General features: G+C 73.6%; 18 protein-coding genes and 1 pseudogene. 11 read left to right on the plus strand and 8 right to left on the minus strand.

Going from position 1 to position 23,125, the window contains the following annotated elements; translation table 11 throughout:
- Nucleotides 1-11 precede the first annotated feature (11 nt).
- The 3 genes from ACFYU0_RS02810 (at nt 12) to ACFYU0_RS02820 (ending at nt 5,116) form a co-directional block, all read left to right on the plus strand.
- Complete coding sequence (locus ACFYU0_RS02810; protein ID WP_389297335.1) at nt 12-3,020, plus strand: thioester reductase domain-containing protein; 3,009 nt, start codon at nt 12-14, stop codon at nt 3,018-3,020.
- Nucleotides 3,017-4,156, plus strand: a complete 1,140-nt coding sequence (locus ACFYU0_RS02815) for an alpha/beta hydrolase (RefSeq protein ID WP_389297337.1) — start codon at nt 3,017-3,019, stop codon at nt 4,154-4,156. Before ACFYU0_RS02810 ends, ACFYU0_RS02815 begins: the two co-directional genes overlap by 4 nt.
- A 96-nt stretch (nt 4,157-4,252) precedes the next feature.
- Nucleotides 4,253-5,116: an alpha/beta fold hydrolase gene (locus ACFYU0_RS02820; RefSeq protein WP_389297338.1), complete on the plus strand. Its 864-nt coding sequence runs from the start codon at nt 4,253-4,255 to the stop codon at nt 5,114-5,116.
- Between the two features lie 28 nt (nt 5,117-5,144).
- Here ACFYU0_RS02820 and ACFYU0_RS02825 read toward each other — a convergent pair whose 3' ends face one another.
- Nucleotides 5,145-5,666, minus strand: coding sequence for a DUF4232 domain-containing protein (locus ACFYU0_RS02825; RefSeq protein WP_389297340.1), 522 nt, complete (start codon nt 5,664-5,666; stop codon nt 5,145-5,147).
- A gap of 129 nt (nt 5,667-5,795) precedes the next feature.
- Entirely contained in the window at nt 5,796-7,445 is a 1,650-nt protein-coding gene (locus tag ACFYU0_RS02830) for an alpha/beta hydrolase (RefSeq protein ID WP_389297342.1), read from the minus strand.
- A 285-nt stretch (nt 7,446-7,730) separates the two neighbouring features.
- On the opposite strand from ACFYU0_RS02830, the gene ACFYU0_RS02835 reads away from it, so the two are divergent.
- On the plus strand, nt 7,731-8,417 hold the full coding sequence (locus ACFYU0_RS02835) for a chaplin (RefSeq protein ID WP_389297344.1): 687 nt from the start codon (nt 7,731-7,733) through the stop codon (nt 8,415-8,417).
- Between the two features lie 211 nt (nt 8,418-8,628).
- Nucleotides 8,629-9,483: a GNAT family N-acetyltransferase gene (locus ACFYU0_RS02840; RefSeq protein WP_389297345.1), complete on the plus strand. Its 855-nt coding sequence runs from the start codon at nt 8,629-8,631 to the stop codon at nt 9,481-9,483.
- Nucleotides 9,484-9,526: 43 nt separating this feature from the next.
- On the opposite strand, the gene ACFYU0_RS02845 is transcribed toward ACFYU0_RS02840, so the two are convergent.
- Entirely contained in the window at nt 9,527-10,009 is a 483-nt protein-coding gene (locus ACFYU0_RS02845; RefSeq protein WP_351661035.1) for a nucleoside deaminase, read from the minus strand.
- A gap of 116 nt (nt 10,010-10,125) precedes the next feature.
- On the opposite strand from ACFYU0_RS02845, the gene ACFYU0_RS02850 reads away from it, so the two are divergent.
- Nucleotides 10,126-10,908, plus strand: a complete 783-nt coding sequence (locus tag ACFYU0_RS02850) for a GNAT family N-acetyltransferase (RefSeq protein WP_389297347.1) — start codon at nt 10,126-10,128, stop codon at nt 10,906-10,908.
- A gap of 31 nt (nt 10,909-10,939) precedes the next feature.
- Here the strand turns inward: ACFYU0_RS02850 and ACFYU0_RS02855 are convergent, their stop codons facing one another.
- The gene (locus ACFYU0_RS02855) at nt 10,940-11,203 is read right to left on the minus strand and encodes a GlsB/YeaQ/YmgE family stress response membrane protein (protein WP_351661041.1); all 264 of its coding nucleotides are present in this window, start codon (nt 11,201-11,203) and stop codon (nt 10,940-10,942) included.
- Between the two features lie 213 nt (nt 11,204-11,416).
- Here ACFYU0_RS02855 and ACFYU0_RS02860 point away from each other — a divergent pair, with 213 nt between their 5' ends.
- Nucleotides 11,417-12,865 (plus strand): hydrolase, encoded by a 1,449-nt coding sequence (locus ACFYU0_RS02860; protein WP_389297349.1) that lies wholly within the window; start codon nt 11,417-11,419, stop codon nt 12,863-12,865.
- Nucleotides 12,866-12,924: 59 nt separating this feature from the next.
- Nucleotides 12,925-13,211 (plus strand): annotated as a pseudogene (locus ACFYU0_RS02865) (gas vesicle protein K).
- Between the two features lie 23 nt (nt 13,212-13,234).
- Here the strand turns inward: ACFYU0_RS02865 and ACFYU0_RS02870 are convergent.
- Nucleotides 13,235-15,961, minus strand: a complete 2,727-nt coding sequence (locus ACFYU0_RS02870; protein WP_389297351.1) for a sugar-binding domain-containing protein — start codon at nt 15,959-15,961, stop codon at nt 13,235-13,237.
- A 249-nt stretch (nt 15,962-16,210) separates the two neighbouring features.
- On the opposite strand from ACFYU0_RS02870, the gene ACFYU0_RS02875 reads away from it, so the two are divergent.
- A complete protein-coding gene (locus ACFYU0_RS02875; protein ID WP_389297353.1) occupies nt 16,211-17,656 on the plus strand; it encodes an APC family permease in 1,446 nt (481 codons plus the stop codon).
- 167 nt (nt 17,657-17,823) lie between these two features.
- Here the strand turns inward: ACFYU0_RS02875 and ACFYU0_RS02880 are convergent, their stop codons facing one another.
- The 3 genes from ACFYU0_RS02880 to ACFYU0_RS02890 form a co-directional block, all read right to left on the minus strand.
- Nucleotides 17,824-18,261 carry an SPW repeat protein gene (locus tag ACFYU0_RS02880; protein WP_351661071.1) on the minus strand — a complete coding sequence of 146 codons (438 nt, stop codon included), beginning with the start codon at nt 18,259-18,261 and terminating at the stop codon, nt 17,824-17,826.
- Between the two features lie 148 nt (nt 18,262-18,409).
- Nucleotides 18,410-19,786, minus strand: coding sequence for a cryptochrome/photolyase family protein (locus tag ACFYU0_RS02885; protein WP_389297355.1), 1,377 nt, complete (start codon nt 19,784-19,786; stop codon nt 18,410-18,412).
- An 84-nt stretch (nt 19,787-19,870) separates the two neighbouring features.
- Entirely contained in the window at nt 19,871-21,394 is a 1,524-nt protein-coding gene (locus tag ACFYU0_RS02890; protein ID WP_389297357.1) for an SDR family oxidoreductase, read from the minus strand.
- Between the two features lie 219 nt (nt 21,395-21,613).
- Here ACFYU0_RS02890 and ACFYU0_RS02895 point away from each other — a divergent pair, with 219 nt between their 5' ends.
- Nucleotides 21,614-21,781 (plus strand): hypothetical protein, encoded by a 168-nt coding sequence (locus ACFYU0_RS02895; RefSeq protein ID WP_389297359.1) that lies wholly within the window; start codon nt 21,614-21,616, stop codon nt 21,779-21,781.
- A 269-nt stretch (nt 21,782-22,050) separates the two neighbouring features.
- Nucleotides 22,051-22,956 carry an aldo/keto reductase gene (locus ACFYU0_RS02900; protein WP_389297360.1) on the plus strand — a complete coding sequence of 302 codons (906 nt, stop codon included), beginning with the start codon at nt 22,051-22,053 and terminating at the stop codon, nt 22,954-22,956.
- Nucleotides 22,957-23,125 lie beyond the last annotated feature (169 nt).

Here is a 23,125-nt window from a genome sequence, read left to right on the forward strand (position 1 = left end):
GAAGGGCTCTCATGCGTGACGTGAACGAGGCGATCGCCGAGTCGATCGAGCGGGGCGGCGGCGGACTCGGCGTGTCCGACCTGCTGGCCAAGGTGCGGGCGGCGGGCGCCGGGCCCGAACCCGCGCCGGCCCCGGCGCCGGACCTGGACGGCCTGACCGCCACCGTCGCCGCCGCGGCCGGCCGTCGTCTGCCCGCCGGCCGGCTGGACCCCGACGCCGACTTCTTCGACGCCGGCGGCACCAGCGTGGACGCGGTGGAACTCATCGCCGAACTCGAGGGCGAGCTGGGCATCGAGGTCGACCTCGACGACGTCTTCACCGACGCCCGCCCCAGCAGCCTGGCCCGCCGCTGGCTCCCCCTCCTCAGCACCACCCCCGCAGGGACCTCCACCGGTTCCTCGACCGCCCCCGCCCCGGGCCCCGACGCCCTCGCGGACGCGCCGGGCTCGGCTTCCGGCGCCGCGGAGGCTTCCCGCGCCGCTGCCGCCGGATCCGCGACCGTATCCATCGCGGGGCCTGACGCTCCCGTTGCCGGCCTCGCCGCGCCGGGCTCGGCTTCCGGCGCCGAGGAGGCTACCCGCGCCGCTGCCGCCGGATCCGCGACCGTATCCGTCGCGGGGCCTGACGCTCCCGTTGCCGGCCTCGCCGCGCCCGGCTCGGCTTCCGGCGCCGAGGAGGCTTCCCGCGCCGGTGTCACCAGGCCCGCGGCCGCGCCCGTCGCGGAATCCGACGCCGCCACCGCCCACCTCGCAGCGCCGAGTTCGACCACCGGCGCCGCAGAGGCCTCCCGTCCCCCTGCCGCCGGTTCCGCGGCCGTGCCCGTCGCCGGACCCGGCGCCCCCGTTGCCGGCCTCGCCGCATCGGCTCCGCCCTCCGGCGCTGCATCGGCCTCGTCCTCCGGCGCCGCATCGGCTCCGCCCTCCGGCGCCGTACAGGCCTCGTCCTCCGGCGCCGTACGGGCCTCGTCCTCCGGCGCCGTACAGGCCTCGCGCGCCCCCGCCGCCGGACCCGCTGCCGCCGTCCCCGGCGCCGTCCCCGCCCGGGCGGGCGCTCTCCACGCCACCGCCCCGGCCACCCATACCGCACGCTCGCTCGACGGCCCCGCGCCGGCCCGCACGGCCACCCGCCTCCCCGTCCCCCTCCCGGCAGCGCGCACCCCGCACCGCGCCGACGGCGACCGGCACTCCCGTGCCCGTCCGGAGGACCTCGAGCAGATACTCGCCGACCTCGCCCTCGCCGACCGGCTGCCGTTCACCGACGTGCCCGAGCCGGTACCGCCCCGCCGGGTCCTGCTGACCGGTGCGACCGGCTTCCTCGGCAGCCACATGCTGCTGGACCTGCTGCGGCACAGCGACGCCCACGTGTACTGCCTGGTCCGCGCGGACGACGAGGCGGCGGCCACCGAACGGCTCGGCGAGCAACTGCGCGGCTACCGGCTGCCGTGGTCGTCCGAGGTCCGCCGCCGGATCACCGTGCTGCCCGGCGACATCCGCCGCCCGCGCCTCGGCCTCACCGACGAGCTGTGGCACACCCTCGCCCACGAACTCGACAGCGTCGTCGGCGTCGCGGCCGCCGTGGACTTCCTGCGCGGCTACCAGTCGCTGCGCGGCAGCAACGTCCTCGGCGCGCTCACCCTCGCCGAACTCGCCGCGACCGGCCGCCCCAAACCGCTGCACCACATCTCGTCGATCGCGGTGTTCAACGAGGTGGGCATCACGTCGATGGGCGAGGACGACCCGCTCGCCCACGTCGACCGGCTCGTCTCCGGCTACGACCAGTCGAAGTGGGCCGCCGAGGTCGCCCTGCGCCGGGCCCGCGACCACGGCCTCGTCGTCACCGCGCTCCGCCCCGGCGGCATCGGCGGTCACACGAAGACCGGCGCCTACAACCCGCAGGACCTCAGCAGCGGCCTCATCTCCGCCTTCGGCCGCTACCGCACCGTGCCGGCGTTCCGCCACCTCAACGCCGCCCCGGTGGACTGGGTCAGCCGGGTCGCCGTCGCCGCCGTCTGCGAACCCGACGCGTGGGGCTTCGACTACAACCTCACCGGCGTTCCCAACAGCCTCGACGACGTCGTACGGGACATGGCCCTCGGCGGCATGCACGTGCGCGTCCAGGACTGGGACGAGTGGCGCACCCTCACCCTCGCCCGTCTGGAGGCCGAGCCCGTACCCGAACTCGGCTTCCTCTCCCGGGTGCTGCGCAGCCCCACCGCCCTGAAACTGTGCGAGGCCACCCTGAAGGGCCCGGCCGCCGAGGCCGAGCGCACCGACGCCCTGGTCGCCGCGCTGGGTCTCGCCCCCGCCGCCCGCTACGACGCCCAGGCCCAGCTGAAGACGTTCGAGAAGCTCGCCGGCGACGGCCTCGCCCGGCTGCCGCACAAGGACGACCAGCCCTACCTCTGGTTCTCCGAGACCACCGAGGGCACCGTCGGCCCGGTCGGCGCCGCCGCCTCGTCCCCCTGCTCGATGGCGCTCACCCTGTCCATCGCGAGCATGTACCAACTGGTGAAGGAGCGCCGGGTGGACGTCACCGGACAGGTGACCTGCCCCGCCCTGCACCCCGAACCGCTCACCGTCGAGCGCGGCGACCTGTGGGTGCGCCCCGAGGAGGGCATCCCGCAACAGCACGGCATGCGGCATCAACTCCTGCGCTACCGGCTCAGGTTGCGGGACGCGGACGGCGGCCGGTGGTGGCTGGAGGGCCGCAAGTACGCGCGCGCCCGCCGGGACCTGTGGCGGCAGACCCGCGCGCTCACCGTGGAGATCGGCCGCGAGGGGGAGGCGGCGAGCCTGCTCGGCGAGGTCGTGGTGCCCGCCGACTCCTACGTCCGCGACCAGATCGACGGCATCCGCGTCGACCCGCGCCTGACCGGCCAGGAGAAGCGGGCCGCGAAGCTCACCTGGCTCGCCTGGTTCGGCCTGGAGATGGGCCGCGGCCTGGTCGCCCCGTTCGCCCGGGCCGCCGCCGACCTGCTCGACCTGCGCCGGACCCCGACCCACACGGAGCACAACCGATGATCTTCAGGACCACCGCCGCCAAGGCGGCCCGCCCGGCGCTGCGCAAGGTCCGCACCGGCGTGGCGCCGCGCCCGCTGCGCCACCGCCTGGACCCGGCCCTCGTCGAGGAGGTCCCGTTCCACGCCGGCGACGGCGTCCGGCTCGGCCTGACCCGGATCGGCCCGGACGACCCGGGCCGCCCCGCCGTGCTGCTGCTGCACGGGCACACGGCCTCCGCCGACATGTTCCTGCTGCCCGAGACCCGCAACCTCGTCGACGTCCTGCTCGACGACGGCTACGAACCCTGGCTGCTGGACTGGCGGGGCAGCGGCAGGCTCCCGTACAACGAGACCGGGGGCCGCTACACGTACGACGACGTGGCGCTGTACGACATCCCCGACGCCGTCGCCCGTGTCCGTGAACGCATCGGCGACCGGCCGCTGTTCGTGGTCGCGCACTGCATCGGCTCGCTCACCCTGTCGATGAGCATGGCGGCCGGCCTGGTCCCGGGCCTGGCCGGGGTGGTGTCGCAGGGCGTCTTCCTCACGCCCAAGCTGGCCGGGCGGACCTCGCTGCGGATGTCCGTGGCCGGGGAGCTGCTGAAGACCCGGATCGACCACATCCCGGTCGACATCCGCAAGGTCGGTCTGTGGTCGAAGTACACCCCGCTGTTCGCGCTCGCCTCCCGCAAGGCGGCCTGTCCGGACCCGACCTGCCAGATCCTGCACAACTCGGCCTGGGGGACCGGCGCCTCCCTCTTCGTGCACGAGAACCTCGACCCCGTCACCCACGACCGGCTCGCCGAACTGCTCGGTCCCGCCCCGCTGTGGATCCTGCCCCATCTGCGCCGGATCGAGCTGGCCCGCACCGTCGTCCGCTGGCACGACACCGACCACCGCTACCGGGCGCTGCCGCCCAACGCGCTGGACGCGGCCGCCCGCATCGACACCCCGGTGCTGCTGCTCTCGGGCAGCGAGAACGGGCTGTGGCTGGACTCCCAGAAGCTGTGCCACGAGGTGCTGTCCCGCCGGCAGCCGCAACTGGACGTGTCGTACACCGAGATCCCCGGTTACGGCCACCTCGACCCGTTCCTGGGCCGGGGCGCCGCGCTGGACGTCTTCGGGCACGTCCTGGAGTTCCTAGGCGCACACCGCTGATAATCACCCCCGCCGGCCGATGACGGCGGGCGGTGCCGCCGGTTACCGTACCCGTCAGTAACCGGACGTGTCCCGACCCGCTCCCCAGGAGGCCCCATGCCGCAGCTCGACGTCGCCGGCGCCGTACTGACGTACGACGACGAGGGCCCCCGCGACGGCGCGGCGGTGCCCCTCGTCTTCGTGCACGGCTGGACGGCCGACCGGCACCGCTGGGACCACCAGGTGGCGCACTTCTCGCCCGGCCGCCGGGTGATCAGGCTGGACCTGCGCGGGCACGGGGAGAGCACGGGCGCCGGCGTGCGGACGGTCGCGGAGCTGGCCGCGGACGTCCTGGCGCTGCTCGACCACCTCGGGGTGGAGCGGTTCGTGCTGGTGGGCCACTCCATGGGCGGCATGATCTCCCAGACCATCGCGCTGTCCCACCCCGAACGCGTGGAACGGATGGTGCTGGTCAACTCCATCGGCCGGATGACCTACAGCCGCGGCCGCGGGCTGCTCTTGGCGGCCTCCACGCTGGCGCCGTACAAGCTGTTCATCACGGCCAACATCCAGCGGGCCTTCGCGCCGGGCCATCCGCGCGAGGAGGTCCGCGAGTACATCCGCGCGTCCGCGCAGACCCCGCGCGAGGTCGTCATGACGCTGTACGGCGCCATGCGCGCCTTCGACGTCCTCGACCGGGCCGGCGAGATCCGGACCCCCACCCTGATGGTGCACGGCTACCACGACATCCAGCTTCCCGTGCGGCAGATGCTGCGGCTGGCCAAGGCCTACCCGGACGCGGAAGTCCGCATCATCGACGCGGGCCACGAACTGCCCGTGGAGAAGCCGGCCGAACTCACCGCGGTCCTCGACCGGTTCCTGAACCCCGGGACCGAGGAGACCGGGCGGCCCGCGAGGACCCCGGGGCCCGGGGAGGGGGCGGCACAGCCGCCGGAGCCCGAGGCGGCCCCGCGGCCGTAGCGCCGCCCCGGCGCGCCCGGACCGGGCCTCAGCCGACGCCGAGGGCCCGGTCCGCGGCCGCCGCCGTCGGCTGCCACCACGTGGTCACCGGCTCCCACACCAGCACCTCGGTCCCGGTGCCAAGACGGGCGGCGGTGAAGGAGCGGCCCCACTGCGAGGCGGACGCGGCCACCGTGACCGAGCCGGTCCGCCGGGCCTCGGGGTCCGCCAGGTCGGCGATCGTGCGCACGGCCGCGTAGGCCGTCCTGCCCGCCTTGAGCGCGTAGGCGCCGCGGCCGCCCTCGGGCACCGGCAGCGCGGCCCCGTCCAGGTCGCCGAAGGTGATCGTGGGCACCCGGTCGACGACACAGGTGCGGCCCCCGCGGTTGGTCACGGCCACGCGCAGCACGGAAGGATCGGCGGACGCGGCCTTCGCCCGTACGGCCAGCACCCGTTCCGCACAGCGGACGGGCCCGGCCCGGCGGCCGGCCGCCTGGCTCTGCGGCGCGGCGCCCAGCAGCGCGACGGCGGCGCAGACGACGGGTACGGCGACGGCGGCTCGGATGCGCATGGCGGGCTCCCCTGTCATGGTCGGTACGGGTGCGGCGGGCCGGGGCGCGCCTCGTCGGATGTGACGATCCGGGCGGCCGGGAGGTTGCGCCGCGACCGCCCCTGTCACCCGTTCGCTCCACGCCGGCTGTCAGCGGGCGGTGCCGGACGTGGAGGTCCAGCCCTTGTGGTCCGCCGGGCAGGAACTGCCGTCGGCCGGCAGGGAGCCGTACAGCAGGAAGTCGTCCACCTTGCGGTGCACGCACTTGGACGACGAGTAGCCTGTGTGCCCGTCGCCCCTGTTGTCCAGCACGACGGCCGCCGTGCCGAGCCGACGGGCCGTCTCCTCGGTCCAGCGGTACGGCGTCGCGGGGTCGCCGCGCGTGCCGACCAGCAGCATCCTGGCCGTGTCGACGTCCTTCACCCGGTCCCGGACGAAGTCCGTTCCCCTGGGACGGCCGTAGCACATGAGGAGCTGGGTGAGCTTGAACCGGCCGAAGACGGGAGAGGCCTGGTCGTAGGCGGCGCGCAGGCTCTTCAGATCCTTGGTGACCTGGGCTCCGGTGGGCCGGTCGGGGTCGTCCGCGCAGTTGATCGCCAGCAGTGCGGCCGGCAGGTTGTCGGCCGGGATGTCACCGGAGTCCACGAGCCCGCCGTCCCGCCTGTCCACCGCCCGGTCCCCGGCCGGTCCGGGCCGGCGCATCGGCGGGGTGAAGCCGCCGCCGGGCCAGAAGGCGCCGGCGGAGAAGCTGAGAACGCCCCGGGTGTCACCGTCGTCGACCAGCGAGGAGAGCGCGCGCTCCAGGGTGGGCCACAGCTCCTGGCTGTACAGGGCGGAACCGATGGCGCCCGCCAGGTCCTGCCCGGAGAAGGCGCCGCCGAAGTCCGTGGGCACGGGGTCCTCGTCGAGCGAGCGCACCAGACGGACCACCTGGCTCCCGGCCATGCGCCGGTCCCGCCCGAACGGACAGGCGATGTCCGTCGTACACCAGTCCAGGAAGTCGTCCAGCGCCGTCTGCAGCCCTTCGGCGCCCGCGACACCCTGTTCGGACAGGGGTTCGGTGAGGGTGTCGACTCCGTCCAGGGTCATCCGGCCGACCCTGTGGGGGAACTGCGCCGCGTACACCGCGCCGAGCCGCGTCCCGTAGGAGAAGCCCAGGTAGTTGAGCTTCTTGTCGCCGAGGGCCTGGCGTATGACGTCCAGGTCGCGGGCGGCGTCCACGGTGCCTATGTGCCGCAGCACCGGACCGGAGTTCCGGGCGCACTGCTCGGCGGCCTGCCGCAGCCGCTCCAGCAGCGGCTGGGGCCGGGTGAGGTCGAGGTTCTGCCCCGTCGCCACCGAGGTCTGCTCGCCGCCCTCGCCGCAGCTCACGGGGGAGGACCGGCCGACGCCGCGCGGATCGAAGCTGACCACGTCGTAGCCCTTGGTCAGGTCCATGAACTGCTTGCCGCCCACCGCCAGCTCATGGACGCCGGAGCCGCCGGGGCCGCCGAAGTTCAGCAGCACCGAGCCCCGCGACGGGCCCGTGGCCCGGTAGCGGGCCAGCGCCACGTCGAGCGTGCCGGCGCCGGGGCGGGCGTAGTCGAGCGGGACCGTCACCTTCCCGCACTGCAGATCCCGTGGCATGTCCGCGCCGTCGCAGGCCGCCCACGCCACCTTCTGCCCGTAGAAGCGGGACAGGCCGGGCCGCGAATCCTCGGCCGCCGCCATGGGCAGCCCGGACCCGAGCAGCGTCAGGGTCAGCGCGCCGGCGCCCGCGCACGTGCGCACACCGGGCCGGGTGGACAGCTTGGCCAGCATCGTTCGCCTCCCGGTGGGAGCACCCGACGGGGGGCCGGGCGGCGCCCTCGCTCACCATAAGCGGGGTCCGGAAGGGCCGCCTCCGGGCGAGCGGCACGACTGTCGATGATCTATTCTTCGCACTTTCTATGACGATCGGTAGCCATTCGAAACTTTACGTGCGACTCGAAAGACCATGTCGCTCAATGGGGTGAAAGACTGATACGCCATAACCCCGATGGTTCGGCTGCGTTCTATCCGGTGTGGGCAAGTGCCCGCGACGATGTCTAGAAAGCAGGGAAATCCATGAGACGGGCTACCCGAAACGGTGTGTTCGCTGTCGTCGCCGCCTCAGGCGCCATGGCCGTGGCGATGCCGGTGTCCGCTGCGTTCGCGGCCGACGGGGCCTCCGCCGACGGTGCGGCGACCGGCTCGCCCGGGGTGATCTCCGGCAACACCATCCAGGTTCCGGTGCACGTTCCACTGAACGTGTGCGGCAACACCGTGAACGTCGTGGGGCTGCTCAACCCCTCTGCGGGCAACGCCTGCGAGAACGGCGGTCACGGGGACAAGAAGAGCGGCTCGCACAAGGCCGGCTCCTCCTCGTCCCACGGCGGCGCCTACGCGCACGGCGGCAGCAAGGACTCGCCTGGAGTCATCTCCGGGAACACCATCGAGCTCCCCGTGCACGTGCCGGTGAACGTCACCGGCAACTCGGTGAACGTGGTGGGCGTGGGCAACCCGGCGGTGGGCAACCACTCCAGCAACCACTCCTCGGAGACGCCGGAGACCACCACGCCGGAGCCGGAGACCACCACGCCGGTCAAGTCCCACCCGGTCCCGCACACCCAGCAGGCCGCCCCGGAGCCCTCCGTGGCCACCCTGGCCCACACCGGCGCGGACATGACGGCGCCCGCGGTCGCCGGCAGCGCGGCCCTGCTGCTCACCGGAACGGTCCTGTACCGCCGTTTCCGGCCGAGCCGCATGCGCTGACCCATCGGTAACGAGGCCCCACCGGACGCCGGCCCGGTGGGGCTCACCGCTGTCCGGGCCCCAACGGCGGATGGCCGAAAGGCGGTTGCCGGCCCGGCGGCGACGGCCCTCGGCATGGCGCGGGGCCGGGGTGATCGGGAAGGATGCCCGGTGCGCGGCCGAGCGCCGCGCCGCACGGCAGCCCCGAACCCCAGGACAGTGGAGCGCACCGATGACCGCACCGGCCCCGCAGGACCTCGTCGTCACCCAGGCCACGCTCGCCGACTGGCCGGTGATCAGCGGGTGGGCGGCGGCCGAGGGCTGGAACCCCGGGCTGTCGGACGGGCCCGCCTTCTTCGCCCAGGACCCCGACGGCTTCTTTCTCGGCCGGATCGACGGGGAGCCCGTCTCGGCCGTCTCCGTCGTCAGCCAGGGCCCCGACTACGCCTTCCTCGGCTGCTACCTCGTCCGCCCGGACCTGCGCGGCCGGGGTCACGGCCTGACGACCTGGAAGACCGCGCTGGCCCACGCCGGGAACCGTACCGTCGGCCTCGACGGAGTCGTCGCCCAGCAGGACAACTACCGCCAGTCCGGCTTCGAACTCGCCCACCGCACCGTGCGGTTCACCGGCGTCGCCACCGGCGCCGGATTGTCCGCCGGCGTCCGCCCCGCGAGCCCCGCCGACCTCCCCGCCGTCACCGCCTACGACGCCCTGTGCACGCCCGCGGAGCGCCCCCGCTTCCTCGCCGAGTGGCTCACCGGCCCGGGCCACCGTGCCTTCGTCCGCCACGACGGCGACCGGCTCACCGGCTACGGGGTGATCCGCCCCGGCCACGACACCCTGCGCATCGGCCCCCTCTTCGCCGACGGCGCGGACGACGCCCGGGCGCTGTTCGCCGCCCTCACCGCCGACGCCGCCGGCCGTGAGATCGCCGTCGACGTCCCCGAGCCGAACGCGGACGCGATCGCCCTCGTCGAGGAGGCCGGCTTCAGTCCCTCGTTCGAGACGGCCCGCATGTACACGGGCCCGGTTCGCACCCACGCCCAGGAACGCGTGTTCGGCGTGACCACACTCGAACTCGGCTGACCCACAGCACACCCGCCACCAGCCCCGGCACCCCGCCCGCCGCTCAGCCCCGCCCGGCGTGGAAGCGGCGGTGGAGGTCGTGCACCTCTTCGGTCAGTTCGGGTACCGGGCCCTCGACGGTCACCCCGGGGGCGACCTCACGCACCGGCAGCGGCCGTACCGGGGGTGCGGGTACGCCCAGTTCGGTCAGCCAGGCGCCGAGCTGCTCGGACGAGGCGACGTACACGATGCGGCCGAGCCCCACCCAGGCGTGCGCGGCCGCGCACATGGGGCAGTGCTCGCCCGAGGTGCAGACCGTCGCGGCCGCCCGTTCCGCCGGCGTCAGGTGGGCCGCCGACCAGCGGGCCAGTTCGAACTCCGGATGCCGTGTGCGGTCCCCGCCGGCCACCCGGTTGCGGTCCTCGGCGAGCACCGTGCCGTCCGCCGCGACGAGCACCGAGCCGAACGGCTCGTCCCCGGACTCCAGCGCCTCGCGCGCGAGTTCCACGCAACGGCGCAGATGGCTGAGCTCACTGTCCTTCACCATGCTCCCCGGCCTCCTCACCCGACGGTTCCCGGCGTCGCAGGCTACGGGCCCCGCCGGCTCCCGGCGACCGGAAAACCCCGTTGCTCCGCAGGGGAGGCCGGTGCTGGAGTGGGGGCATGGATCTTGATCACGCCGCGGTGCTCGCCCTGTACGACCGGGAGATGCGGGAGGGCGCCCGCCCCGACGGGCCCGGGACCCGGGTCGAGCGGGCCGGCGCCGTGGTGCGCCAGACCGGCGACGCGCACGGCTGGAACGGGGTTGTCTGGTCCGACCTGGACGAGGCGACGGCGGACCGTGTGATCGGCGAACAGATCGCCCACTTCACCGGCCTCGGCCTCGCCTTCGAGTGGAAGCTCTACGCCCACGACCGGCCCGCGGACCTCGGCGCCCGCCTCGCCGCGGCCGGGTTCCGGGCCGAGCCCGAGGAGACACTGCTGATCGGCGAGACCGGCCGACTGGCCCTGGACGCCGGAACACCCGACGGGATCCGCATCGTCCAGGCGACCGACGCGGCCGGCGTCGAACTCGTCGTGCGGGTGCACGAGTCGGCCTTCGGCACCGACGGCAGCCGTCTGCGGCACCGGCTGCTGGCCCGGCTGGCCGCCGACCCGGACACGGTCGTCGCCGTGGTGGCGCTCGCCGGGGACGAGCCGGTCAGCTCCGCCCGCATGGAGCTGGTGCCCGGCGCCCGCTTCGCGGGCCTGTGGGGCGGCGGCACCGTCGAGGCCTGGCGGGGCCGGGGCGTCTACCGCGCCCTCGTCGCCCACCGGGCCCGCGTCGCCGCCGCCCACGGCTGCCGCTATCTCCAGGTCGACGCCTCACCGATGAGCCGCCCGATCCTGGAACGCGTCGGCTTCCACGCGCTCAGCACCACGACGCCCTACCTGTACGGAGGCTGACCGCTCGTCCGTACGCAGGCCGACCGCCGGGTCAGCGGTGGGCCCTGGCCCGGTCCAGCGCGGCCACGCCCACGGCCGCCAGGGCGATCTGGATCAGCCACTCGATCCAGTCGGGCCCCTTGGTGTCCGCGACGCCGATCCCGGCGGCGATCGCCGAGCCCACCAGCGCGGCCACGATGCCGACCACGATGGTCCACAGGATGCCGATGTGCTGACGCCCCGGTACGACGAGCCGGCCCAGCACGCCGATGATGATGCCGATGACGATGGCACTGACGATGCCCGATATCTCCATGTCGACCCTCCGGTTCTCGCTTACGCCGATGTGCCGTCTGCCCGCTGCCGCCCGATGCACGCCGGCGCGGACATTGCCGGGACTTTCTGTTCACCCGACTGTTATGCCATGTACCTTTCAAGCGATCGACGCGTGTAGAACCCTCATGCGTGCTCTACGCGCGCAGACCAGGCGCCCCCACCGCCTCTCCCCACTCCCACGGAGGTTCGCCGGATGTTCGGATCGAGGAGATCCACCCGCACGCTCACCACCGCGCTCGCCGGACTCGGACTGCTCGTCAGCGCCGCGGCACTGCAGTTCGGGGTCGCTTCGGCCCCCGCCCACGCGGCCACCACGCACCGCATCCTGTTCGACAACGCCCACGCCGAGACGGCGGGCAACGCGGACTGGATCATCTCCACCAGCCAGCCCGACCCGCTGGGCCAGGACTCCACCCCGTCCGCGGAGACCGACTGGACCGGGGCCCTGTCCTCCTGGGGCGTGTCCCTGCAGAAGGCCGGCGGCTACAGCCTGAAGACCCTCCCGTCAGGCTCCGGTCTGAGCTACGGCGGCTCGTCCGCCACCGACCTGTCGAACTTCGACACCCTGGTGCTGCCCGAGCCCAACACGCTGTTCACCACCGCCGAGAAGACGGCGATCATGAACTTCGTGAAGAACGGCGGCGGCCTGTTCATGATCTCCGACCACACCGGCGCCGACCGCAACAACGACGGTCAGGACGCGGTCGAGATCCTCAACGACCTGATGACCAACAACAGCGTCGACTCCACCGACCCGTTCGGCTTCTCCATCGACTCGCTGAGCATCGGCTCCGACTACCCCTCGGCGATCAGCGACAGCACCGACCCCGTCCTGCACGGCTCGTTCGGCACGGTCAGCAAGAGCCTGATCGCCAGCGGCACCACGGCCACCCTCAAGCCCGCCGACAACGCGAGCGTCAAGGGCCTGCTCTACCGCACCAATTACTCCGGCAACACCGGCGCCTTCTTCCTGACCAGCACCTTCGGCAGCGGGCGGGTCGCCTTCTGGGGTGACAGCTCACCCATCGACGACGGCACCGGCCAGTCCGGGAACACCCTGTACGACGGCTGGAACGACACCGGCGCCACCAACGCGGCCCTCGCGCTCAACGCCACCGCCTGGCTGGCCGGCTCCGGCACCACGGGAGGCGGTGGCGGCACCGGCACCTGCACCGCCGCCCAGCTGCTCGGCAACAACGGCTTCGAGTCCGGCGCCACCTCCTGGACCAGCTCCAGCGGTGTCATCAGCAACGACTCCGGCGAGCCCGCCCGCACCGGCTCCTACAAGGCATGGCTGAGCGGCTACGGCTCCGCCCACACCGACACGCTCGCGCAGACGGTGACCATCCCCGCCGGGTGCACGAACGCCGTCCTGAGCTTCTACCTCCACATCGACACCGCCGAGACCACCACCTCCACGGCCTACGACACCCTGAAGGCCCAGGTCCTCAACAGCGGCGGCACGGTGCTCTCCACCCTCGCCACGTACTCCAACCTGAACGCGGCGAACGGCTACACCCAGCGCAGCTTCAGCCTCGCGGGCTACGCGGGCCAGACGGTCACGCTCAAGTTCACCGGCACCGAGGGCTCCACCCTGCAGACGTCGTTCGTCATCGACGACACCGCGCTCAACGTGAGCTGACGCCTCCGGCTCACGCGCTGGGCCCGGCACCAGGTGCCGGGCCCAGCGCGCCGTCTACTGTGACCGCGCCGCGCGCCCGCGCCCTGGACCTGGACCCCGAGGCGGTGGCGAACGACCTGGCCGCGCTGGTCCTGGCCGTGGTGGAGCTGCTGCGCCAGCTCATGGACGCCAGGCGGTGCGCCGCTTCGACGAGGGGACGCTGAGCGCCGAGCAGGAGGACCGCCTGGGGACCGCGCTGATGCTGCTCGACCGGCGGATGGACGAGCTGTGCGCCCAGCACGGTCTGAGCCGGGCCGACCTCAACCTCGACCTGGGTCCGCTCGGCCCGCTGCTGGCCGATCCCTGACCCGGCGCCGTGTCGGGACCGGGTCAGCCGGCCGGCAGGGTCCGCTCCGGGGTGTTCCAGCCGGACACCCGCACGTGCGGGGCCGAGCCGTGCAGATCGGCGGTCCGGTAGGTGGCGGTCAGCGTCACCGACTCGCCCGGCCAGAGACCGGCCTCGTTGTCCGACCAGCGCACCGGGAGCACCAGCCGGCCCCGGTCGTCGACCAGATGCACGTCCGTGAACAGGGACGGCGTCTTCCCGCTCCCGGCGTGCCGCAGCGTCACCGTCGTCGTGGACATGTTGCCGGACGACCGTGTCGCCGCCGTCGCCTCCACCGGGGCCTGGGCCATCGAGGCGAGCCCCTTGAGGTCGGCGTAGCGGCTGGTCGGGGTGTAGTACCAGTCGGTGTGCGCCCAGTCGAGCGTGTCCGGTGCGGTGGAGAGCCAGTAGACGTTGCGGCTCACCTCCCGCCCGTCCTCGTCGGTCAGCGTCAGCCGCAGCAGGTACGTGGCGGGCAGGCCGCTCACCGACGCGGGCAGGGTGAGGGCGGTGCGGCGCGCGCCGTCGCCGTCCACCGACACGCCGGCGACGGACCTGTCGTAGCGCTGCGTGCCGTCGGGGTCGAACAGGGTGGCCCGTGCGGTGAGCCGGCCCGCCGGCTCGTGCCTGCCGTTCACGACGACGACCGAGCGGTCGTCGTAGGAGTACTGGACGTGCAGCGGCTCGTTCGCCTTCTTCGCGCCGAAGTAGGCGCCGCCCTGGTCCAGGTAACGGTCCGTCAGCTGCCAGTGCAGGGACGTCCAGCCGCTGTTGAACATCCAGTAGATCACCCCGGTGGCGGGCTTGTCCGCGTCGGTGGCGTTGCGCGCGTAGGCCTCGTACTGGGCGCGGACGTTCTCGTACTGGGCGAGCTGCGCCTTGCGGACGTAGTCGGTCAGGTCCTTCGGGGCGCCGTAGCGGCCGGTGAGGGCGGCGTCGTAGATCTTCAGGGTGCCGAAGACGGACGACGGTGAACGGTGGTACTGCCGGGCGCCCGGGTCCTTCCAGAGGGTTTCGAGTTCGGCCGGCGTCATCATCCGGCGCAGGGTGTCGAGGGTCGGGATGTCCGGGCCCGCGCTGGTCTCGGAGTTGAAGCCGGTGGCTCCGCCCTCGCGCTTGGCGTACCAGTAGCCGGGCGGGACCCAGTCGTACGGCCCGGTCATCTTCATCCCCGAGCGGCCGAGCTGCGGCGAGGACTTCTCGGAGGCGGCCGGGATCACCGGGACGGACCAGTCGGCGGCCTTCAGGGCGTCCAGGTAGTTGCGCTCGATCGTCGCGTCGGGGGCTGCGTCGCTGCCGATCAGGAACGAGATCACGCTCGGGTGGCCGCGCAGCCGGGCGGCCTCGGCGGCCATGGAGGCCTTGGCGACCCGGTGGTCCGCGTCGGTCCACTTCTCGCCGGAGCCGTCCTCGTTGACGTTCCCCTCCCACTTGTCGCAGCACTCCCAGCCGGGCAGCGCGAGCAGGCCGTAGCGGTCGGCGAGGTCGAAGAACTCGTCCGGCTCGATGTGGCCCTCCAGCCGGAGGGTGTTGAGCCCGAGGTCGCGGGCGTACTCGAGCCGGTCCGCCGCGTAGCCGGGGTCCCAGCGCAGGAACTCGTCCGGGGACCAGCCACCGCCCTTGATCAGCAGCTTGCGGCCGTTGATCCGGTACTGGCGGGCGCCGTCGGCGTCGAGGGGGGCCTGCACGTCACGGACGCCGAAGGTCTCGTGGGCGGTGTCCGAGGCCGTGCCGGCGACCGACGCGGTGAGGTCCAGGTCGTACAGGGGCTGCTCGCCCATGCCGGCCGGCCACCACACGCGCGGGGACGCGAGGCGCAGACCGGGGACGTCGGCGGGGGAGAAGGCGACGGTCTTCGTCTCGTGCGGGGCGAGTGCCACGTCCCGGGTGAAGGCCGTCCCGGCGACCCGCCCGGTCACCTGGGCGGTGACCGCCTCGTCGGAGTCGTTGCGGGCCTGGGCCTTCACGGTCAGGTCGGCGGTGGCGAGGGACGGCACCTCCAGCCTCGTCACCACGTGCGCGTCGCGCAGCGCCACCGGGCCGCCCCGGCGCACCAGGACGTCGCGGACGATGCCCATGTTCCGGTCGGGCGGCGGCTGCAGCCAGTCGAGCCAGCCCATGGTGAGGTCGGCGTCCGGGTTGTTGGGCCGGATCCGGAACGCGACCGTGTTGGCCCCGGGCCGCACCAGCGGGGTGATGTCCAGCTCGTGCCGGGTGTAGGCGCCGGTCACGTCCGCCGCCCCGGCCACCGCGTGGCCGTTGACGTAGACGTCGGCGGCCGACACGACCCCGCTGAAGTCCAGGTGGGTGCGGCGGGCGGTGTCCTCGACGGTGAAGTCGGACCGGTACCACCAGGGGACGTCGAAGTCCTTGCGCGGGATCTTCGACAGGTTGGTGGAGTGGAAGGGGTCGGGATACACGCCGTCGGCGAGCAGGGCGGCCAGGACCGTCGACCGGGGGCCGGCCGGATGCCAGCCCGTGGTCCGGTAGCCCGGTGAGGAGACGGCCGCCGCCGGGTCGCCCACCTTCGCCGTCGACTGGACGGCGAACCCGGCGAGCGGGGTGGCGGAGCCGGCCGCGGAGGGCACGCGGGACACCGCGGCCGGCCGTTCGCGGTGCGCCGGGCCGCCGTCCTCCGTCGCGGCCCGGGCGCTGGTGGACAGCGCGGCGAGCAGGCTCAGGAGCGCGGCTGCCGTGGCCGGCCGGCGTCCGGGGGCGGGTCGAGCGAACACGGCGGTCTCCAGCCTTGTGTCGTCAGGAGCCCGGCAAAGTCAGGAAACTTTACTAACCTGGCTCGAGCTGTCGCGCGGCGCGGGCCGCGTCGTCGACCGTAGGCCCCGCCCGCCCCGACCAGCGGCACGAACCGCTCGGCTGTCGCCCGTCCGGCGTCGTGGGGCGGCACAACTTCATCCGCCGGCCGGCCCGGCCGGGCGAACCGCCGCCGCGCGCCGGTCCGCGCGCCCGTCGCGTCAGGAGTCCCCATGTTCGGTAGTCCGCCACCCGCGGGCGGCTTCGTCCGCCGTGTCGGTCCCTTCCAGGCCACGGCCATCAACATGAGCCAGATGTGCGGCATCGGCCCGTTCGTGACCATCCCGCTGATGGTGAGCGCGTTCGGCGGCCCCCAGGCCGTCGTCGGCTTCGTCGCGGGCGCCGTGCTCGCGCTGTGCGACGGGCTGGTGTGGGCCGAGCTGGGCGCCGCCATGCCCGGTTCCGGCGGCAGTTACGTCTACCTGCGCCAGGCGTTCCGGCACCGCACCGGCCGTCTGATGCCGTTCCTGTTCGTGTGGACCGCGATGCTGTTCGTCCCGCTGATCATGTCCACCGGCGTGGTCGGCTTCGTCCAGTACCTGGGCTACCTCGTGCCCGGCCTCGGCCGGACCTCGGGCGACCTCGTCGGCCTCGGCGTGATCGCCCTGGTCGTGCTCCTGCTCTGGCGCGGCATCGAGCACATCGCCCGCATCACCGCCGTGATGTGGACCGTGATGATCGCCTCGGTGCTCCTGGTGATCGTCGCCGCGGCCACCGACTTCAGCCCGCACCTGGCCTTCACCTATCCGGCGCACGCCCTCGACGTCACCTCGGACCGCTTCTGGCCGGGCTTCGCCGCGGGCCTGACCATCGGCATCTACGACTACCTCGGCTACAACACCACCGCCTACATGGGCGCCGAGATCAAGGACCCCGGCCGGACCCTGCCGCGTTCCATCGTCCTGTCGATCCTCGGCATCATGGCGATCTACCTGCTGCTGCAGATCGGCACCCTCGGCGTCGTCGACTGGCACCGCATGACCGACCCGCACGACATCGCCTCCACCTCGGTGGCCTCCGCCGTGCTGGAGCGGACCTGGGGCAGGGGAGCCGCCGACACCGTCACCGTGCTGATCCTGATCACGGCCTTCGCCTCGGTCTTCACCGGCCTGCTGGGCGGCTCCCGGGTGCCGTACGACGCGGCCAGGGACCGGGTGTTCTTCCGGCCGTACGAGAAACTGCACGCCCGCCACCGCTTCCCGGTGCTGGGGCTCGCGACCATGGGCGTGATCACCGCGGTCGGCTTCCTGATCGGCCGGCACACCGACCTCGCGACCCTCATCCAGCTGCTCACCACGGTCATGGTGATCGTCCAGGCGCTGGCGCAGATCGTGGCCCTCGTCGTGCTGCGCAGAAGCCGGCCCGCCCTGCGCCGTCCCTACCGGATGTGGCTCTACCCGCTGCCCGCCGCCGTGGCCTTCACCGGCTGGTGCGTGATCTACGGCTACGCGGACGAGAACTCCCCGGGCCGCCACCCGATCGAGTGGTCCCTGGCCTGGCTGGCCCTCGGCTGCGTCGCCTTCCTGATCTGGGCCCGGCGGGAGCGGGCATGGCCCTTCGGGCCGAAGGAGAGCCCCCAGGAGCGGGCGGACGGACACGAGACCGTCGAGGTCGGCTGAGCCCCCGGCCGGCCGCGGAGCCGCCGACGGCACGGGGAGGCCGGTCCGCCCGGGCGGACCGGCCCCGAATTCTTCGTGTCCTTCACTTTCTTCGCCTGGTCCTCCTTCCTCGCGTCCGTACTCAGGAGCCCTTCTCCCAACGGCCGGTCTCTCGGTGGCCGGCCTCTCTACGTTCGTGGGGCGCTCTTCTGCGCCGTCCCGGCGCACATCAGCCCGAGGACCACGGTCAGCGCGCCGATGACGATGTTGTTCACGATCACGCCTGCGTCCGGGCCGCTGCCCACGATCCACGGAGCGATGATCATCCAGACGCCCATGGCGCACATGGCCCAGCTCAGGCCGTACATCCGTGCCGGAGCCGTCGTGAAGCCCAGGGCCAGCAGTCCGATCGCGATGCCCATGATCAGGTTGTGGGTCGCGAGCGCGGGCTGGCTCGCCGTGTAGTGCAGGATCCACGGGGACGCCGCGCAGTACAGGCCGAGCAGGAACACCGGCCCGTCCACGAGCGCCACGTCGCGGCCGCCGAGCATGCGGGCGTAGCGCGTCCGCATCTCGGAGATGTCGGGGTGGGTCGCCATGTCACCCCTGTGCGAGACGTCGGCCATGTCCCGCCTCCTTCGTGACTCGCAGGCCCGTCCGTGCCCGGACGGGACGTGCGGTAAGCGCCGCTTCTCCGCATTCTGCCCTTGTTTCCCCCTTATGTGTAGGCCCTGACCGAGCGGACCCCGGAAGATGGGGAGAGGCGGCCGCGTCTCAGCCCTCGCGACCGCGCGCCCGTTTGAACCGGGTCAGCCCCTCGGCCAGGCCGACGATCGGGTCCGGGTACTCCAGCGCCGACCGCTCCGGTCCCGCCAGCTTCCACGGCTCGTGCACCAACGGGGCCCGCACCGCCGCCAGTTCGGGCACCCAGTGGCGCACGTACGCGCCGTCCGGGTCGTACCGCTTGCCCTGGGTGACCGGGTTGAGGACGCGGTTGGGCCGGGTGTCGGTGCCGGTGCCGGCCATCCACTGCCAGTTGAGCTGGTTGTTGGCCACGTCCCCGTCGACCAGCAGATCCAGGAAGTGCCGGGCGCCCACCCGCCAGTCCACGTACAGCGTCTTGGCCAGGAAGCTCGCGGCCAGCAGCCGGCCGCGGTTGTGCATCCAGCCCTCGTACCTGAGCTGACGCATCGCGGCGTCGACGATCGGATAACCGGTACGCCCCTCCCGCCACGCCTCGATGTCCCCGCCCGCCGTCCGCTCGGTGCGCCAGCGGTCCTGCTTGGTGCGGTAGTCGGCGCTCGAGGCGGCCGGCCGGGCCGCCAGCACCTGGCGGTGGAAGTCGCGCCAGGCGAGCTGCCGGACGAACGCCTCGGCGCCCGGGCCGCCCACCCTGCGGGCGCGGTGCACCAGCTCCACCGGCGAGAGCGTGCCGAAGTGCAGGTGCGGGGAGAGCCGGCTGGTCGCGTCGCCGGCCAGATCGTCGTGCCGGTCCTCGTACCGCGCCACACCACGGCGCAGCCACGCGGTGACCAGCTTGCGGCCGAGCACCTCCCCGCCCTCGGCCAGCCCCTCGGACACCCCCGTCAGCCGCGCGCGCGACGGAAGCTCCTCGGACCCGACGCCGTCCGGCACCCGGATCGCCCGGGGCGCGCCGAGCGCGTCGCGCAGCCCCGCCTGCGACCACTGCCGGAAGTACGGCGTGAACACCGCGAAGTGGTCCGAGGAGGCCGGCGTCACCGCGCCCGGCGTCAGCGCCGTGGTCACCGTGTCGTGGACGTGCAGCCGGCGCCCGTCGGCCTCCAGGGCCCGGCGCAGCCGCTCCTCCCGGCGGTGCGCGTAGCCGCTGACGTCGGCGGCCATGTGCACCTCGTCCGCGTCGGCCTCGGTGACCACCTTGCACACCTCCTCGACCAGGTCGCCGGAGCGGAGCACCAGCCGGCCGCCCCGCTCGCGCAGGCCCGCGTCCAGATCGCGCAGGCAGTCGGCGAGGAACGCCAGCCGGTTGGGCGCCGCGTACCCGGCCTCGTCCACTCCCCGGTCGCGCACGAAGAGCGGGACCACGTGCCGGGTGCCGTCCAGCGCCGCCCGCAGCGGCGGATGGTCGTGCAGACGCAGGTCGGCGGTGAACAGGACGACCGAGACGTTCATGGTGCGGCTCCGGGGCGTCGGGCGGGAGAGCGGGCGCTGGACGGTGGTTCCTTCCGGTCCACGGCGCCCGGCGGATGCGGGGCGTCAGCGCGCGGCCGCCCGCTCCCTCCGCCGGGGGAGCGGCGTGGTGGTGGCGGCGGCGCGGGCGATGTTGCGGGCCATGCCGCCGAACACCACGGCGTGGAAGGGGGAGACGCCCCACCAGTAGGCCTGGCCGAGCAGCCCGTGCGGATGGAACAGCGCGCGCTGCCGGTACCGGCAGCGTCCGGCGCCGTCGGGTTCCACGTACATCTCCAGCCAGGCCAGCCCCGGCAGCCGCATCTCCGCCCGCAGCCGCAGCAGGCGCCCGGGCACGATCTCCTCCACCCGCCAGAAGTCGAGCGAGTCCCCGACCCGCAGCCGCTGCGCGTCCCGCCGGCCGCGGCGCAGTCCGACGCCGCCCGCCAGCCGGTCCAGCCAGCCGCGAAGCGCCCAGGCGAGCGGGAAGGAGTACCAGCCGTTCTCCCCGCCCACCCCCTCGACGACCCGCCACAGCGCCTCGGGCGGAGCGTCCACCTCGGTCTCGCGGACGTCCGTGTACAGGCTGCCGCCTGCCCAGTCGGGGTCGGTGGGCAGCGGGTCGCTCGGCGCGCCGGGCACCGCGGCGGACGTCCAGCGGGTGACCACCTGGGCGTCGCGGACCCGCTGCAGCGCCAGCCGTACGGCCGTGTCGAGGGGCAGCGGCCGCCCGGGCGGGTACGGCAGGTACCCCTCGATGTCGCGCTCGTGGCAGACCACCTCGTGGCGCAGCGACTCCGCAAGCGGCCGGGCGATGGAGGCGGGCACCGGCGTGACCAGCCCGACCCAGTGGCTGGACAGCGTCGGCGTGAGGACGGGCACGGGCAGGATCACCCGGCGCGGCAGCCCCGCGATCTGCGCGTAGCGGACCATCATCTCCCGGTACGTGAGGACGTCGGGGCCGCCGATGTCGAAGGTCCGGTTCACGTCCGCGGGCAGTTCGGCGCTTCCGACCAGCAGGCGCAGCACGTCCCGTACGGCTATGGGCTGGATGCGGGTGTGCACCCAGCTCGGCGTGACCATGACGGGCAGCCGCTCGGTGAGGTAGCGCAGCATCTCGAACGAGGCCGAGCCGGAGCCGATGATCACGGCCGCGCGCAGCACGGCGGTGGGCACTCCGCAGTCCATGAGGATGCGGCCGACCTCGGCGCGGGACCGCAGGTGCGGGGAGAGTTCGTGCTCGGGCACGCCCTGGGGGGTCAGTCCGCCCAGGTAGACGATGCGCTTCACGCCGGCCGCCCGGGCCTGTTCGCCGAAGATCCGGGCCGCCTCGCGGTCGGTCTTCTCGAAGCCCTCGCCGGTGACGAGGGCGTGGACCAGGTAGTAGGCCACGTCGACGTCCCGCATGGCCTCCGCGACGGAGTCCGCGTCGGTGACGTCGCCGTGTGCCACCTCGATGTCGCCGGCCCAGGGATGGTCGCGCAGCTTGCCGGGGGAGCGGGCGAGGCAGCGGACCCGGTATCCGGCGGCGAGGAGCTCCGGGACGAGGCGGCCGCCGATGTACCCCGTGCCGCCCGTCACCAGGCAGCGCTTCACGTCGTCGCCGTCCATCCGTCTCCGCCCTTCGTGCCGCTGACCGGGGTCCTGCCGAGTTCCCCTTGTCCGTCTCTTCGACGCGCGCGTGCCGGACGGATGCGGGACGTGTCCGGCGTGCGCGCGGCACGGACGTAGGAGATGTCCGGGACATGACGGCGGCCGTCCCGGGCAGGCGGAGAGTACGGGCCGGGAGAACGGTCCGGGCCGGTCCCGACGCTGGAGGTGTGAGCCGCCATGAGTGCGAAGGTGTTGGAGCGATTCCCCGCGGGAGCCCCGCGCGGATCGTGGCCCGCGGAGGAGTACGCGGCCGCGCGCCGCGCCCAGGGCGAGGCCGCCACCGTGGTGATGGATCTGAAGTCGGACGCCTTCCTCGTCGTGGTGCAGGGCCAGGACGAGGACTGACCGCTACGGCCGGCGACACGGCCGTCCCGGCGGGTGTGGCGCGGCGGGCGCCCGCTCCGTTCGCCGGACTGCGGGTTCACGACACGGGAACCGCGGGAGGGTGGGGGCCTCCGTCACGCTGGGGCTGCCGGCCGCCTGGACCGTACGCGACGCCGGGAAGCGGTCACGGTGCCGCGCTCGACGCCGACGCGCGTGCCGGAGCCGCGCGAGCGGTTCCGTCGGGGCATATCGCCGGTGCCCGGCGGCGCGCCGCGTGCGAGACTCCGCCGATGACCTCCGAAACGATCACCGCGGAAGCCTCCGGCACCCTCCGTCTCGGCGACCTGCCCGTCCACCGTGTCGGCCTCGGCGCGATGCGGCTGACGGGCAGCGCCGCCTTCCACCTCGGCACCCCGAGCGTGCGGGAACGCTCCCTCGCCGTGCTGCGCAAGGCCGTCGAACTCGGTGTCAACCACATCGACACGGCCGCCTTCTACTTCTCGTCCCTGCGCTCCGCCAACGAACTGATCAACACCGCGCTGTCCCCGTACCCCGGCGACCTGGTCATCGTCACCAAGGTCGGCCCGCACCGCGACGAGCGGGGCGAGTGGACCGCCGCGGCCCGCCCCGACGAGCTGCGCGGCCACGTGGAGGAGAACCTGCGCCAGCTCGGCCGGGACCACCTCGACGTCGTCAACTACCGCCGTCAGAACCAGGATTCGATAGCCGAGCACTTCGGCGCCCTCGCCGAGCTGCGGGAGGCCGGGCTGATCCGGCACCTCGGCGTCTCCGGCGTCGAACCGCGGCACCTGACCGAGGCCTTGGAGATCGCGCCGGTGGTGTGCGTGCAGAACCGGTACGCCCTGGACCGGCCCGAGCCCGTCGACGACGAGGTGCTGCGCCTGTGCGGCGAGCACGGCATCGCCTTCGTCCCCTTCTACGCCGTCGCGGGCGCGGCCGGGCAGCACGGCGCGACCACCGCCCACGACGACGCCGTCCTGTCCGTCGCCCGGGAGCACGGTGTGAGCCCCGCCCAGATCCGCATCGCCTGGACCCTGCACCAGGGCCCGCACGTCCTCGCCATCCCCGGCACCGGCGACTCCGCCCACCTCGTCCAGAACGTCGCCGCCGGCGCACTGCGCCTCACCGGCGAGCAGCTCGCCCGCCTCGACGGGGCCCGCTCCCAGGCCGGCTGACCGCCGGCCGCCACAGCGCCAGGGTCCACGCGCGAGCCGGGGGCGTGCACCCGAAGGCCGCCACGCAGCGCGGGCCGTCGGAGGCCCGCACGGGCGGCGCCGGACCCCGGCCGACTACACTGACGTAGCCGGTCCGCCGGGCCGTGGACGAGGACGGGGTGAGGAACGA

The sequence above is a fragment of the Streptomyces sp. NPDC003720 genome (genome assembly GCF_042875075.1).
GTDB lineage: Bacteria > Actinomycetota > Actinomycetes > Streptomycetales > Streptomycetaceae > Streptomyces.